General features: G+C 56.9%; 12 protein-coding genes and 1 pseudogene. 5 read left to right on the top strand and 8 right to left on the bottom strand.

Going from position 1 to position 13,922, the window contains the following annotated elements; genetic code table 11:
- Nucleotides 1–122 precede the first annotated feature (122 nt).
- Both QN219_RS26770 and QN219_RS26765 read right to left on the bottom strand, forming a co-directional pair.
- Nucleotides 123–294: pseudogene (locus QN219_RS26770) on the bottom strand (IS6 family transposase); the annotation flags it as partial.
- A 920-nt stretch (nucleotides 295–1,214) separates the two neighbouring features.
- Nucleotides 1,215–1,505 carry a hypothetical protein gene (locus QN219_RS26765; protein WP_284003194.1) on the bottom strand — a complete coding sequence of 97 codons (291 nt, stop codon included), beginning with the start codon at nucleotides 1,503–1,505 and terminating at the stop codon, nucleotides 1,215–1,217.
- 925 nt (nucleotides 1,506–2,430) lie between these two features.
- On the opposite strand from QN219_RS26765, the gene QN219_RS26760 reads away from it, so the two are divergent.
- Complete coding sequence (locus QN219_RS26760; RefSeq protein WP_309486624.1) at nucleotides 2,431–3,666, top strand: Gfo/Idh/MocA family oxidoreductase; 1,236 nt, start codon at nucleotides 2,431–2,433, stop codon at nucleotides 3,664–3,666.
- A 323-nt stretch (nucleotides 3,667–3,989) separates the two neighbouring features.
- On the opposite strand, the gene QN219_RS26755 is transcribed toward QN219_RS26760, so the two are convergent.
- Nucleotides 3,990–4,439, bottom strand: coding sequence for a hypothetical protein (locus QN219_RS26755; RefSeq protein WP_283979360.1), 450 nt, complete (start codon nucleotides 4,437–4,439; stop codon nucleotides 3,990–3,992).
- A 587-nt stretch (nucleotides 4,440–5,026) separates the two neighbouring features.
- On the opposite strand from QN219_RS26755, the gene QN219_RS26750 reads away from it, so the two are divergent.
- The 4 genes from QN219_RS26750 (at nucleotide 5,027) to QN219_RS34290 (ending at nucleotide 9,236) form a co-directional block, all read left to right on the top strand.
- Complete coding sequence (locus QN219_RS26750) at nucleotides 5,027–5,407, top strand: DUF2867 domain-containing protein (protein ID WP_284003192.1); 381 nt, start codon at nucleotides 5,027–5,029, stop codon at nucleotides 5,405–5,407.
- Between the two features lie 452 nt (nucleotides 5,408–5,859).
- Nucleotides 5,860–6,966 carry a histidinol-phosphate transaminase gene (gene hisC, locus QN219_RS26745; protein WP_284003191.1) on the top strand — a complete coding sequence of 369 codons (1,107 nt, stop codon included), beginning with the start codon at nucleotides 5,860–5,862 and terminating at the stop codon, nucleotides 6,964–6,966.
- Nucleotides 6,967–7,365: 399 nt separating this feature from the next.
- On the top strand, nucleotides 7,366–8,394 hold the full coding sequence (locus tag QN219_RS26740; protein WP_283979357.1) for an LLM class flavin-dependent oxidoreductase: 1,029 nt from the start codon (nucleotides 7,366–7,368) through the stop codon (nucleotides 8,392–8,394).
- A 707-nt stretch (nucleotides 8,395–9,101) separates the two neighbouring features.
- Nucleotides 9,102–9,236: a hypothetical protein gene (locus tag QN219_RS34290; RefSeq protein ID WP_369292617.1), complete on the top strand. Its 135-nt coding sequence runs from the start codon at nucleotides 9,102–9,104 to the stop codon at nucleotides 9,234–9,236.
- A 24-nt stretch (nucleotides 9,237–9,260) separates the two neighbouring features.
- On the opposite strand, the gene QN219_RS26730 is transcribed toward QN219_RS34290, so the two are convergent.
- The 5 genes from QN219_RS26730 to nifB form a co-directional block, all read right to left on the bottom strand.
- A complete protein-coding gene (locus QN219_RS26730) occupies nucleotides 9,261–10,304 on the bottom strand; it encodes an AbrB family transcriptional regulator (protein WP_283979356.1) in 1,044 nt (347 codons plus the stop codon).
- Between the two features lie 698 nt (nucleotides 10,305–11,002).
- On the bottom strand, nucleotides 11,003–11,245 hold the full coding sequence (nifT, locus tag QN219_RS26725) for a putative nitrogen fixation protein NifT (RefSeq protein ID WP_284003189.1): 243 nt from the start codon (nucleotides 11,243–11,245) through the stop codon (nucleotides 11,003–11,005).
- Entirely contained in the window at nucleotides 11,242–11,568 is a 327-nt protein-coding gene (locus QN219_RS26720; RefSeq protein ID WP_284003188.1) for a nitrogen fixation protein NifZ, read from the bottom strand. Before QN219_RS26720 ends, nifT begins: the two co-directional genes overlap by 4 nt.
- An 82-nt stretch (nucleotides 11,569–11,650) precedes the next feature.
- On the bottom strand, nucleotides 11,651–11,845 hold the full coding sequence (locus QN219_RS26715) for a 4Fe-4S binding protein (protein WP_284003187.1): 195 nt from the start codon (nucleotides 11,843–11,845) through the stop codon (nucleotides 11,651–11,653).
- Nucleotides 11,846–11,879: 34 nt separating this feature from the next.
- Complete coding sequence (nifB, locus tag QN219_RS26710; RefSeq protein ID WP_284003186.1) at nucleotides 11,880–13,361, bottom strand: nitrogenase cofactor biosynthesis protein NifB; 1,482 nt, start codon at nucleotides 13,359–13,361, stop codon at nucleotides 11,880–11,882.
- Between the last annotated feature and the right edge of the window lie 561 nt (nucleotides 13,362–13,922).

Below are 13,922 nucleotides of genomic sequence, written 5' to 3'. Positions count from 1 at the left end.
ACACCGTTGGCGACATCGTCAAGCTCTTCGAGCCGCAAGAGTGTGCGAACTACTTCGCAGCAGCAGGATATGACCCGGATTAAAGTGGACGTGCTCTAGCGCAACCCTCCTCATGCTGAGCGGGAAACTCCAAGCTGTCGTTTGGCTGCTCCGTATGCAGGGCAGCTTGCCGGTCACGACTACGCTCGGAGCACGCCCCTGCTTCCTCAGCAGGACACGCATCAGCTTCAGAGCGACCTGATCCCGTCCGGGCTCAACGAGAATATCGAAGATCTCACCCTCGCTTTCGACCGCTCAGTGCCGCTGAACGCAGCTTCAGACGGAAGCGACACTCCGGCCATTCGAATGAGGAAAGAAGGATCATCTTCGTCGCATGGACCATCGCGGAATATGCGGTGACTTCTATACGCTCCGCCGTCCAGACGACGCTGATGGGCGCCGCCGTCCTCATCCGCAAACTGGGGTCGGACCGGTCGCACGGCCAGTCGATGAAAGAGGGCGCCGCGGCTCGCAAGCGGGCAGAACCAACAACGCGTAGCCGCGAACTATTGCAGACTCCCGAGGGCCGCAGTTTCTATAACAGTTCATCCGTATTAAATCTGAAGCATCGAAGCTTGCCCCCATGTTCTTCACCTCGAACCGTTCTTGTCGACTATGGCGGAAGCTGTAGCTACAAATGCCAGGGTCAAAGGAATTCCCAAAAATGCCGCAATGCCAAAAAATGGAAATCCTGAGGCTTTGGCAGTGAAATCGGCGGTGTGAACCTCTGAAAGGAGCGCCATTGACGGTTGCAGCTGGCCAGCTGGAACCGCTGCAGCTCTCATGCGCCCGAGTTTGCTTGTGGGATGCGGGACAGCGAAGACCGACTCGTTAATGTGCACCATGGCTGTTCGATGGGATTGTGGCGCGCGCGCTCCCTTCAGCGAGGAGAAGATCATGCCTGGTCGTAGGCGCTCGTTGCTGGTGCACAAGACCTTCCCCTCGCGGCAAGTAACAGATGAGGAGAGCGCCCCCTGGGGTGGCGGGGTCCGGCTCCATGCGCGTTTTTGGGGAACTGGAGATGCCATCAGGTAGTCGGCGCTACGTTTCAATTCTCGCTACTTGCCCCGGAGTGACGGCGGAGCCGCTGCAACAACTGAGCTTACTGCCGCCTTGAAGCACACAAATGCAATGGCCACGATCGGCTTAAGTTCGAGATCAGTGGCGTGAGCAACTCACTCAGTCCGGTCCAACACAATCTTTAATGACCTCAGGACGTCAGCTGCGTCGACGAGAGCGTCCCTGACTTGTTCCGCGGACAGGTCCTGAACGCGCTCTGACGATAGCCGGAGATCAGCCAGAACGTCCCGCACACTGTGGATACCTGCGTCGCCAGTGTGCCTGCGCATGTCCCGGATGGTATCGATCGAGCGGTCTAAGAGGCGGCTTACCTCATAGTGCGTGAGTTTTTCAATGTCGTTTACCGCCCTGATCAGCTCTGCAATGAAATCCGTCGTTGTGCTCATGGTTCGATCCTGCAGGCTCGTTTTTGAACAGTGACTGCCTGATGATGACTTCTATGCCGATTCGTGCCACGCCGCGGTTTCCTTCGGCTACACGCCAGCTGTAGTTTTGACATTAAGGCCGAGTGGTCAAGTTCGTTATCCGCATGGGACAATCCGCGCTCTGCATAAATCGTGCCATGAGTTCAGGCGGGGATGACTTGGCCTTATCGCACATGTTGAGTTATCGAATACCGCTCCCATCCGCGCAACTATAAGTACGTCAATATGAAAACAATCATAGCTATGGTCCCCGCAGTGGCCGGTCTGCTTTAGCCCCGCAGAGCCGGAATACAGAGAGGGAGCAAGTGCCTCACGTATCCAAATGCGATTGCTTCGGCGCCCACCGCAATTGCCACATTCGTGCACTAACATGATAAGCGCGCCTATATCAGAGGTTCTCCGCTCTAAATAGCCAGCGCGACCCCACCTGTGACCATACTAGCGCCAAAGAGTCCCACATAGACTTTTCAGCAACCTCATAGTGCAGGGTTTCCAATTCCATGCCGTAATTCGCCACACGCACTGCGGTGCGATGGCCTTCCGCGGCCTCATTCAGCCGCCCAGCATTGATTGCACACGACATGTCGGATGTCGGATCCGGCGATGTCCAACATCCGACATGGCATATTAGAGCTACTCCATTGTTTTAAAAGAACCTTCTCCTTTGGCACGGTGCATGCTTCCAATCCCGCAAACTCGCAAACACATGAGCAGGAGCAATGCTAGATCAAAACCGGCCAAGAAGCTCTGAGCCGTGATGACAGCACCTTCGCGAGCCGCCGAGCTGTTCGACGCGGCTCTGGGGCGGCACCAAGAAGCAACGAGCGACTTACAAGCGGCATCGTAGTTGAGAGGAGTGGTGAAGCTCTCGGTCTGGCGCAGAAGCATGCCGCTACTGATTTCGTTGAAGACACACTATGGAGAACATTCAATGACCTCTGTCGGAAAATGCAATTTAAGGAACCCGCTGCTCGGTCGGCGATTGCGACTGGGCTTCGTCGGCGGCGGACGAGGCGGGCTTGTTGGACAATGGCACTCCGCTGGCGCGAGGCTGTCGAACCACTGGGAAGTCCTTGCGGGAGCTCTATCATCAGACCCCGACAACGCACACGCATCAGCCGCAGAATGGATGATTGCAACCAACCGCTCGTATAGTGACTGGAACGAAATGGCAGAAGCGGAAGCGGAGCGCGACGACGGTATAGAAGCCGTCTCAATCGTCACGCCAAACTGGACACACCATCGGATCGCGGCGGCCTTCCTCAAGGCCGGTATCGACGTAATACTGGACAAGCCTATGACCACGACGGTTTCCGATGCTCGAGAACTTCTGGAGCTTCAAAGGGCTACGGGTCGCGTGGTCGTCATGACTTACCCCCATGCACACCACGCAATGGTTCGTCAGGCTAAGCACATGATCCGAAACGGAGCCGTTGGGACCATCCGGCAGGCACACGTGGAGTATGCTCAGGAGTGGGCGACAAGTCCAGTTCCCGATCGTGGGAAGGGTGCCATTTGGCGGCGGGATCCGGAGAAGGTCGGCCGCGCGTCAACGACCGCGGATGTTGGTACGCATGCCTATCATCTTCTGCATACGATGACGGGACAGGATATAGCCAGTGTCAGGGCTGAGTTTCACAACTGCGGAGCTCCACAGCCGATGGAAGACACGGCCTTTGTCAATTTCCGTCTCGAGAACGGTGCCCCTGGCATTCTTTGGGTGACGCAGGCTGCGCCGGGCCAATATTGCGGTCTCCGCATTCGTGTGTGGGGCGACAAGGGCGGGCTAGACTGGGATCAGGAAAAACCGGAAGTGCTGCGTTATGTACCCCTAGGCGAGCAGGAGCAGATTTTCATCCGCGGTCGTGGCAATGGCATCTTACCCGAGGCGGAACGCCTGACACATCTTCCGCGAGGGCACGGTGAAGCTGCAGTGGATGCATGGGCAAATCTCTATGCCGAAGCTGGCGTTGCAATCGCCTCGCGCCGCGCGGGATATGCTCTCCCGGAAGGTAGCGTCGAGCTTTCCGGAGCCGAAGATGGGCTTAAAGGTATGCTATTCATTGACGCTTGTGCCGACAGCCACGAATCCGGTGGCTCTTGGGTTGCGTTGAAGCAGTGAATTCGTTTCCAGGTTCCTCTCGTCCGCGGCTTCGTCGGGGCGGCAACTGGGGATGAGTTCGACACTCGTGGTCTCGTCATCGAGTACGTCCGCCGACGCCGTCCTTTCTTGTGTGCTGACGGCAGTCCCCTGTATCATCAGGTTCCGTTGGTTCGAGGCTGACGAGACAAAGCGGAGCCGTCGATCCTGGTCGTGGAAACCCGACCGGCCTCGTCTCCTCGAAGATGAATCATTGTTGGAAAGTCAATCCTGATCGTTTCGCCGGAACTTTCCGGCGAACGTCCCTGTGATAATATCGAGATTCTTAATTCCGAAATTGAATCTCAGGCGCTTCCATGCACGGGAATTGGGGGGCGCCTCTCGATCCGCACTTTCAAATCCGCCAAAGCGCCTGCCAGTATAAGGCCCTTTGACTGCACATCATGAGGCGTAACAAGAACCGGATCAATTACCGGTCGGCAGCACTGGAAATGTGCGGCAGCGTCCTCAATTGTTATCGATGGGGAATGATAATACTCGCTTCCGTCACCTCGGGCGAGAACAATTTTCCCCCCGAGAGGCTGTGGGTAGCGATCAAAGAAGGTGAAGGCGGTTAGGCCATCCCGTAGTCCTTCTTCATTTAGGAACAGCCAATGCAACTCGTCAAAGCGGACCATCTGAGTAAGCTTACAACCGAGCAAGTCACTGATCGATGCAGGGCCGATGTCTCCGGCAACCTCAACAGCCCGAAAGAGTGCTGCTTCCGGATCCAATAGGTACACGACATTCTCCATCTTACTCCTTTCCATCACTAAAGCGGTCTCACGCCCTGTCGATCCGATCAAGCTGGTTGTGATCGGTGAACGTCCGCTGCTTGGCTATGCAGCATTCGGTGAAATTGGCAAAATGCAATTGTTCTATGGCAACCATCCGCGAAATGGATGTGCCACAAGTTTCCCGCCGCTTGCGAAGGTGGACTTCGGGCTTTAGCGCCTCCAGTTTGGGTGGGCTGCTCCTCAACGCAACAGGTCTGACGTGGACTGCAGTCCGCTACAAAGGCAGTGCACTGCTTTTCACGGATTAGCTCCTAAGGCCCCTGCAGGACGTACAAACACGATTGCTGACGCTGTTCCCGCCCGCGCCTACCCCTGTGCGACAAATGTCCCTGAACTGCGGCAACCGGTCCCCTACCTCGCAGCGCTTTCCTGAGCAAATATGTGAAGGCCAAAAGCAACAGTAACCACACTGATCGGCGGACAAGGTAAAGAGTGAAAGGTAAGCGCTCGTGAAACCACGACGGGTTGTTGTAAGACTGCCGAATGCTTGGCTTCCAGGAGCGGATTGGGCTGATCGCTACGAAGTCCTCATCTTGGTCGAGCCAATGACAGCGGCTGAGGCGGCGCGGCGAGCGCTTGGGAGCGCACCCCGCTGGGTGCGAAACCTTGTGAGTTTTCGAAACCGTCTCGCGCCTTTGGTCGGTCTGAACGCGACCGCGGCCCCGGGACATGCGGACAACCTGGTCGCCAGCTTGCCGCTATTGCACAGCGACGATCGCCAAACAATATTCGGCTATGATGACCGTCACCTGCTTTTTCGTATGGTCGTGGATGTCAGGGACGGACCGGCTGATGGCCAGATTGTCGGAATGACCACCCTGGTGCGGCGCAGGAGTCTTGCGGGCTGGCTCTATCTTGCCGCCGCCATTCCCTTTCATAAGGCGATTATCCCGTCCTTGCTGACGCGTGTTGATCGACCCGGTTAAACACTTCACGGACGAAGTGATACTGGCGACGGAGGAACATCGCCCAGCGGGAAAGCGAGGCGAGATTCCGAACAAGCTCTCAAAGGTGCCCGCCTTGCTCGGCCGGTCGAAGCGCCTCCACAAGCTGCCGCAGGGGTAGCCCTCGTTCAGGCTCTAAATCGCGCCGCCCAAGACCCCTATCGGCGTTGAGACGAGAACTCCCAATCCACTGGCTCGAGCGCACCGGCCCGGGCGCCACTCAAGAAGAGCGACGGCAGTCTTCGAGCCCCACAGAGATGCCTAGATCAATAGCATCGATGGGTGCTATGCAAAGAAACAATTTCACTGAAGTAACAGGACTCGAATAGAAGAAAGTCCACCGAGTCGCAGCCAGTAAATGCACGTTAACTGGTAATGGACCCCGTCGTCTGTCGGACAAAGCGAGGATCCTATGTGACTGAAGGAGAAGAGCTATGTCTGATAATAAATTGCAAAGCGTACTTTCGTCTCTTTCGCAAGTGTACAGACAGCTGAATTGCCTACCGTCCAGTCCAACGCCGGATGCTAGTTGTGTCAAACTAAACACAAATGAGAATCCATTTGCATTGCCGGCAGCGGTAATGCAAAGCGCTGTTGCTGCTCTCGAGCGGCAGTATTTATATCCAGAGGACGACAACATCAGCTTGAGGGAAGCGGCTGCCGCGTCCTACAGCCTGTCGACGGATCAGGTTATCGCTGGTAACGGATCATCTGAAGTTCTTTCGCTCATCTACAAAGCATTTCTTGACCCGGGTGACAGTGTGGCAATGATGTCGCCCGGTTTTGCGTACAACCGCAAACTGGCCCTGTTGCAAGGCGCTCAATTGCTCGAAATCGGATGGGGCGATTCTGGCTCATTGCCGATAAAGGAACTGCTTTTCGGTCCCGCAAAAGAAGCCAAGTTCATTCTCTTGGCTAATCCGAATAACCCGACCGGAACATTTGTCCCGATTGCCGATATTGAAAGCCTCGTAGCGCGATCTGACCGGTTGATCGTGCTAGATGAAGCCTATGTGGACTTTGCGCCTGATAGCGCTCTGCGTCTCGTCAATCGGTATTCGAACCTTCTGGTCTTAAGAACATTTTCGAAGAGCTATGCGGTCGCCGGAATTCGCGTTGGCTTCGGTTACGGGCATCCTGAGGTGGTAGGGAGACTGCGCAATATCCAGAATCTCTTCAACATGAACGTGATCGGCCATGCGGTTGGCGTCAGCGTCCTCGCCCATCGCGCCGCCTATAATGAGAATCACAGACATATCAAGTATGAGCGAGCGCGAGTGAGTTTCGCACTGTCGCAACTTGGTTTCTCTGTGACACCCTCCCACGCGAACTTCTTGCTGGCCCGTGTGCCAGCAGGACGAGACGGGACCTGGTGGCAAGCCTGCTTGGAACGAAAAAGGATACTCGTGGCCGTCATCCCTGAGAAAGGTCTGGAAGATTGCATTCGTGTTAGCATCGGGACAACACCGCAAATGGACGCGTTTCTTGCAGCTGTCGAAGATATTTTGGGAGCTGATACGTCTCAAAGATCGGCCGTATAGCAGCTTCAGTCTCTGCTATTTTGCGTCCGTAACAGGACAGAGGGGAACGATTCTCCCGAGAGCTTTGACCGTCCTGCCGCTCCCGTGGGGATGAAGCCAAGCAGCATAGCCCCGCCGGTTGCACGTGTTTAGTTCACGGCGTCCCTCCATCCAACTGCAAACCCTGGACAATGCCGCTGAGACCAGGAAGCTTTCGCCGGCAGGAACCTGTGAGCTCTTCAGCGATCAGCCGAGTGTGCAAGAACGTGTGCGCGCAATGGCGATAAGCTTCGATAATCGGGCTCCCGCGGCCACCTGATGGCAGATTCACCGCGATCAGTGACGTTCAGCCAAGAAACACCCCAGTCTTAATTCGCTTGATCAAGATCCGGCTCCCGGACGAAAGTTGGAGACAGTTGAATGAGAAAAACCTTTCCCTCCAAGCTAGCTTTCGGCATCTTCGATCATTTGGACGAGGACGGTAGCGCCATTGGACGACAATACGCAGATCGCCTCAGGCTGGCAGAAGCCTGTGATCGGCTCGGTTTTTATGCTTATCACCTGGCGGAGCACCATTGTTCTCCGCACGGGAGAGGCCCATCGCCGAATCTGTTCTTATCGAGCGTCGCACAGCGCACCCGGGAACTTCGTATTGGCCCCCTAGTCATGCTGCTTAGCCTTTGTCATCCGCTACGTGCGTTTGAGGAGATCTGCATGCTTGACCACTTGAGCGGTGGTAGGGTCGAGTTTGGTATAGGGCGTGGCTCTCTTCCGATCGAGCTAACTTACTTCGGGATAGATGCCGACGCGGTGCCAGAACGCTATCTCGAAGCCAGCGAAATTCTAATGGAGGCGATGAGGGGCGGCACCCTTTTCTATCAGGGTCACCATTTTCAGCTAGACAATGTCCCTTTGACACTGAGGCCTCATCAACGTCCGCACCCGCCGACATGGATCGCCACCAACCGACCAGAGTCTGCGCGCTGGGCCGCTGCAAACGGCGCAAACATCGCATGTGTGGGACCCGCGTCGTTTGTTCGCAAGATTACTGACGCATACCGTGCCGAGGGAGGACACAACATGCACACGGACGACCAAGTGTCACTTCTCGGATTGCTTCGCATGATTGTGGTCGGGCAGTCTGCAAGCCATGCATACTCGCTCGCGGCTCCTGCTTTCGAACGATGGCTTGAAAGCTTCAAATTCCTGTACGACCTCAATGCAATCCCAGTTCCACCAAATCTGCCCCTGACCTTCGATGCAGCAGTCGAGAGTGAATTGTGCGTGGTAGGGACGGCGCCTTTTGTGCGACGGACTCTGCTTGATCAACTGGAAGAGGCGGGTGCCAACTATCTCCTTTGTCAGGTCGCGTTTGGAGATCTGCCTCTGGACGCTTCGCTGTACACCGCAACGATCATTCAATCCGAATTGATGGATCGACTTGCCTAACTGCGATAATTCCCGACGAAGTCAGCTACGTGGAAAGACGACGTCTCCGCTGCCAGCGCGTACCGCCGCCCTGACCTAGGTCGAGATCGAGGCCCTTAATGCGCAAACTCTAACATCCACTACGTTGAATGGGTGGAATCTAAAGTTTTTGTTATCTTTCCGAATCCCGCATTTAAGGTGCGAATTTGACCAGGAGAAGTGTAGGAGGCCGGGAGCTCATCTCGCTACCTAAACAGCGAGAATGTTGATGGGGCCGTACCCCAACCGAGGACGAAAAATCCACGGTGGCGGAAAGCATTGCCGGGTCGAACGCGTCGCCTGCCTCCTTCTTCGGCGCATTTATTGCGTTTTCCATTAACCTGCTAAGCCGAGTTCGCGGGGATTGCTTGTGCATCATACCTTCGGCGAACTCTGCCAGGTCCAACTCGACGGGAGAAGAGCAATGACCAGATCGCGCTTGGACGCCATGAGCGAACCCTCGAGCTCACCGGCCGCCTTGTCGCGGCTTATCTGATCCCAAGGAGGAGCGTGTCGTCGAAGAGCGGCGGCCCGCAGTGCCGGTTAGGAAGTCCGTCACCGAGGATTTCATCATCTGCTTCCGCCGCAGCAACTTGAACTTTTTTGCCGTCTTCCACACCTGATGGCGAAACTCGGCCTCACGCCCGAACAAATATCGCCGTAAATGGAGACTCCCGGCCGATTACCCGATGATCGCCCCGAGCTATGCCCGTCAGCGCTCCGAGCTTGCTCGCGCGTCCAGGTTGGGGAGGACACCGGCGACGGCGGCGCCCACCCTCGACCCGCAAGGCCCGTCCCTTCAGCTACCACTGGAGTCTATATAGTCCTGCCAGGAGATTTCAGAATCTTTAGCGCTTTACCCACCGAAACACGGCCGCCGCCCCTACCATCACGAGAATGAGACGAACGATGTGATGGAGGACAACGAAGGGAACCTCGACACCGAGCGACAAAGCAATGAGGCTCATCTCGGCAACACCCCCCGGTGAATAGGCAAGCACGAGAGCGGTGAACGGGTCTCCTGTGAGGTAGGAAAGAACGCCCGCGAAGGATAGCGTCATGGACAGAAGCAGGCCTGTCGAACCGAACGACAGGCCAACGACTTCCATGATCTTCCTTGGCGGCGCCATTGCGAAACGGCAGCCGATGGTTGCTCCGATGACGATCTGCGCCGCGGCGCTCGCCGAACTCGGCAGCTGGAAGTGCGTCAATCCCATAACATGCATGATGGCACTTGCCGACATGGGACCGAGCAGGTAGCGCGCTGGCAGGCGCAGCAGTATTCCGGCACCCGCTCCGATGAAAACAGCCAGGGAGAACCATAGAAGATCATTGGCGCCGATGCTCGCGAGCGGAACAAAACCGGCCGCCGTGCGATCCAGCGCGACGCCGGTAAAGCTCTGAATGAGGAACGGCAGCGACAGTGCCACCAGGAAGATCCGCACGGCATGGACGAGTGCGATCATCTTCTCGTCGCCGCCCTCTTCGATGCCGAGTGTCACCATATCGACGAGACCTCCCGGCATTGCCGAGAAGTAGGCCGTGGCGTGATCGAAACCCGCCACACGCCGGAAATAGATGTAGAACAGTGCGCCTGCGGCCGCGATAAACACCGCCAGACCGCCGAGCGACAACAGCCATGAACCCGTGTGCTCGAACATCGCAGGCGAGAACGACGTTCCGAGCATTGCACCAAGAGCAGCGGTCATTGGCGGTCGAGCGAAGGGAGGCATCGCCACTGGCAGTCTTAACAGCCCGCCGACGCCGGTCGCGATGATTGCGCCGGCGAGCCACGCAAGCGGCATATCGAAATGCCACATTGCCCAGCCGCCAAGCGCTCCCAGCGCGAGAGTCAGGGCAAATTCGACAACGGGCGCACCCGTCTTACGCATTATCGGCCACGGAAACCGCCCTCGTTATGTTACTTTTGGCGACACCGTTGAAGTAGATACGTTTCGATTCCATCGTTGATGAAGCGGTGCGGCAGGTTCGGCGGGATCGAGGCCGCATCATTTGGGACAAGTTCGCATTGGATCCCGTCGATCCGTAAGATCGCATGGCGTCAAGAACCATCACGCTGTCTTCGCAATTAATCTTGTTCAGGCCGATTGGAACGCCGAGAGCGAACACAGTGATTCTTTCGAACATGCCGGTCAAACCTTCGCGCGTGACAAGGGGCGTCGGCGCGCCGCTGCGTTTCTCGGACCCCGTTTCCCTGGGCGCAGGATAGCTGCCTTTGCAGTCGTCATGGTGAACTCCTTCACTGGCGGGCTTTGGGCGCCGTGGGGGCTCTCGTGCGACTGATTGGGCCGACGGCTCGGAAGGTCTCTCCGGCAAGCGTTATTGCCCCTCGATCGCCTGGGCGCGACCGCGGCAAGTCGTTATGCTTGAGAATCGCCCACGCAGCCTTCAATGATCGGGGGCGAAGGCGAACGGTTGCTCCACGGCACGATGCCAAGAACGACGCCCAGCAGATCGGAGGCGACAGCGCGATCCGACACATTCGAGCCACAGGTTCGTACGCGGCAGGTCAAGCCACTTTCGGCATGGCTGTTCCGAACGACAGCGCGCTTGGAAGTCAGTGTCGTATTCATGATGTTTCTCTTTGCACCGCGATACCAGCTCCATCAGTCATTAGCTTCTTTGCCTCGACGGTGACCGGCAGGCAGGTGTCCTTCGGAAGGTCGGGCAGTTGGAGCCACCAGCCGTTCCTGAGTACTACAAAGCCGCCCCACAGGCTTTCATGCTCAACCTGGATGATCGGCTCTTCGAGATCCTTCTTGGGAACATAGGCTGACAAGACGCTGCCGCTCCTGCGGATCGTTACTTTCATCTGGCTTTTCCTTCGTTGAGACCAGTGGCGCATTCGGTAGTTTTCAAAGTTGGGGCCTCGTCGAGACTCATCAGTTCACGCGTCCGCATCCCAACAACGGTACCGCGATCAACCCATTCGACGGCATAGATGTAGAACTGCTGGAGAAAGGTCCCTACGTCGCGCACAAAACCCGCGTCGCCCTTCCTAACGAGGCTTTCTCCGATTTCCTTGCCGGGATAGGTGCCGTCATTTCTTATGTGGCGTGTGGCACAGACCCGCTCACCCGGCATAAATCGTGGAGGATTGTGGATTTCGACTTCCTCTTCGCGTCCAAGACCCATCGAAATTCCTATTTCATCGTTGGGGTTACAGAGGGGGAACTCAGGCCCGCGGCGGCTGAAAGCCCGACGAGTTGAATGGAGGTTAAGCCGGCACGCAGGTGTTCGGCATCGGGCATACCGAGGCGCATTGCTGAAGCTCGAAAACTCCCTGGCATTCGGTACATTTGTTAGGATCGATCACGTAGTTGTCACCCTTGAACCCGATCGCGCCGGAAGGGCATTCGAACTCGCAGGCGCCGCACTGAGTGCATTGGGATGCGATGATTTTGAAGGCCATTATTCAACTCCTGATTCGTTAGGGCTGAGCCGGCTCAGGCCGTCGCCTGCAATAGGTCGATGCCATGCTCGGCGGCGTAAAGAGCGCTGATCGCGGTCTCGATGTAGTCATAACCAAAAGCATCAGTTGCTCGGATCCCAGCCTCGATCAGCTGGTCCCGGGGGCAATCTCCAATCTTGGCGCACAGGACGATGTCTATGCCTTCGAGTGCAGAAATGATGTCAACGAGCGTGGCGTCCTCTCCCCAGCCGCCATGGCAATACTGCTCGACCTTGCGATGCCCCACGAATTTGATTCCGGTTTGCGAGGCTTCATAAATCTGGAACTCCTTCGCATGGCCGAAGTGTTGGTTGACGCGTCCCCCGCCCTTAGTCGCAACAGCCACTTGAAGCGACCCGCGGATGCTCGCTGATGCGACCATTGCGATCGCCTCGTTCTTGGCCGCTAAATGGTCTTCGCGCATACGCGCGACCACCTCCCGATAGGCATGACGCTTGCTAGCGTCGTAGGCAACATCGGCCGGAATCTGATTTACCGTGAAGTCCTGGCCACGATCAGTACCGAGCAGACCGACTGCATCGGCGCGGCACTGTCGACAGTGACGCATCAGCTTGGCACCGCCTTCGAGGCGATCCTGAAGCGCCTTCAGTTCGAACGCGGTTGGGCCGCGCTGTCCCGTCAGGCCAAAACAGGTGCCGTGTGCCGGGTCGGAAATCAGCGGCATGACGTTGTGCATAAACGCACCCCGCTTCTTGACCCATTTGCTGACTTCGATCAGGTGCTGGTCATTGACGCCGGGGATCATCACCGAATTAATCTTGGTGAGGATGCCGCGTTCGGTCAGCATCTCAAGACCCAACATCTGCCGCTCGTGCAGGATCTTGGCAGCATCGATGCCGGTGTAGCGGCGGTGACCATAGAAGATCCACGGGTAGATCTTTTCGCCGACTGCTGGGTCAACCATGTTGATGGTGATTGTGACGTGGCTGACGTTCATTTCGGCGAGCTCGTCGACATGCTCCGGCAGGGCGAGTCCATTGGTGGAGATGCACAGCTTGATGTCTGGGACCTCCTTCGCGACGCGTTCGAAAGTCGCCCTTGTCTTCTTCCAGTCGTAACAGGCATCGCCCGGCCCTGCGATGCCGAGCACGGAAAGCTGCGGCACGTCGTTGGCGACCGCAATCACCTTCCGCAGCGCCTCGTCCGGTGTCAGCTTTTCCGAGACAACGCCGGGCCGACTTTCGTTGGCGCAATCATATTTGCGATTGCAGTAATTGCATTGGATATTGCACGCTGGTGCGACTGCGACGTGCATACGCGCGAAATAGTGGTGCGCTTCCTCTGAAAAGCAAGGATGATCGTTAATCTTCTCCCAGGTGGCCTCATCCATGTCGGTTGGTCGCGAGGACAAGCCGCAGGACGAGGATACGCCGCCACCGGATCTCGCGGTTCTCAGCAACTGGCCAGAGGATGTCGCGTTGGTCAGGCTTTCAAGAGAAACTATCGGTGCGCTCATCAAACGGCTCCCAGTGGGTGGTCAGGTCGCCGTCCAGAAAGCAAGCGCTATGCCAGCCGAATAAACTAAGCCATTTCAACGCGCTGGGTTTTCGTGTTTGATTCAAACCAATCGCTCCGACGCACTTTTGTCGAATTTGCAACAAGAACCGTCCAGATTGGACGATCACCCACCCAAGGGAAAGGGTTGTGAGCGGCAATGCCGGCGATGAGCTGGCTCGCCGAGTTTTAAATTTTTCGCCTGTATACGATGCTGGCGCAAAGCACAGCCGACTTGTCTCGGCGTACGGCCGAGGGGTCCGAGCTGCCTTGGCCGAACGGAGCCGGCAGGATGGTTAGGGTTAACGACGCTGCGCGGTAATCCCGCCGACAAATTCCCCGTAGCCAACCCATGGATCGCGTAGCCACCAAGCGGTCGGCGTTCTAAACAGTTGATCGCTGATCGGGGCCGGTTGCTCCGTTCCAACCGCGTTCCCATTCTCTGGGCTGCACGTCCGCGGCTCTCTCCTTTCAACGAGGATCGCGAAGGCCGCGATCTCCTCCTGGTAATGTTTGGCAACGT

The organism is Sinorhizobium sp. 8-89, from assembly GCF_030124325.1.
Lineage (GTDB): Bacteria > Pseudomonadota > Alphaproteobacteria > Rhizobiales > Rhizobiaceae > Sinorhizobium.
This window is presented reverse-complemented; position numbering and strand designations above follow the sequence as displayed.

Coding starts and splice junctions, on each gene's coding strand:
- nifB (WP_284003186.1), bottom strand. CDS start 13,361: ATGAGCGCACCGATAGTTTCTCTTGAAAGCCTGACCAACGCGACATCC.
- QN219_RS26765 (WP_284003194.1), bottom strand. CDS start 1,505: ATGAGCACAACGACGGATTTCATTGCAGAGCTGATCAGGGCGGTAAAC.
- QN219_RS26750 (WP_284003192.1), top strand. CDS start 5,027: ATGACAGCGGCTGAGGCGGCGCGGCGAGCGCTTGGGAGCGCACCCCGC.
- QN219_RS26755 (WP_283979360.1), bottom strand. CDS start 4,439: ATGGAGAATGTCGTGTACCTATTGGATCCGGAAGCAGCACTCTTTCGG.
- QN219_RS26730 (WP_283979356.1), bottom strand. CDS start 10,304: ATGCGTAAGACGGGTGCGCCCGTTGTCGAATTTGCCCTGACTCTCGCG.
- QN219_RS26760 (WP_309486624.1), top strand. CDS start 2,431: ATGCCGCTACTGATTTCGTTGAAGACACACTATGGAGAACATTCAATG.
- QN219_RS26715 (WP_284003187.1), bottom strand. CDS start 11,845: ATGGCCTTCAAAATCATCGCATCCCAATGCACTCAGTGCGGCGCCTGC.
- QN219_RS34290 (WP_369292617.1), top strand. CDS start 9,102: ATGATCGCCCCGAGCTATGCCCGTCAGCGCTCCGAGCTTGCTCGCGCG.
- hisC (WP_284003191.1), top strand. CDS start 5,860: ATGTCTGATAATAAATTGCAAAGCGTACTTTCGTCTCTTTCGCAAGTG.
- QN219_RS26740 (WP_283979357.1), top strand. CDS start 7,366: ATGAGAAAAACCTTTCCCTCCAAGCTAGCTTTCGGCATCTTCGATCAT.
- QN219_RS26720 (WP_284003188.1), bottom strand. CDS start 11,568: ATGGGTCTTGGACGCGAAGAGGAAGTCGAAATCCACAATCCTCCACGA.
- nifT (WP_284003189.1), bottom strand. CDS start 11,245: ATGAAAGTAACGATCCGCAGGAGCGGCAGCGTCTTGTCAGCCTATGTT.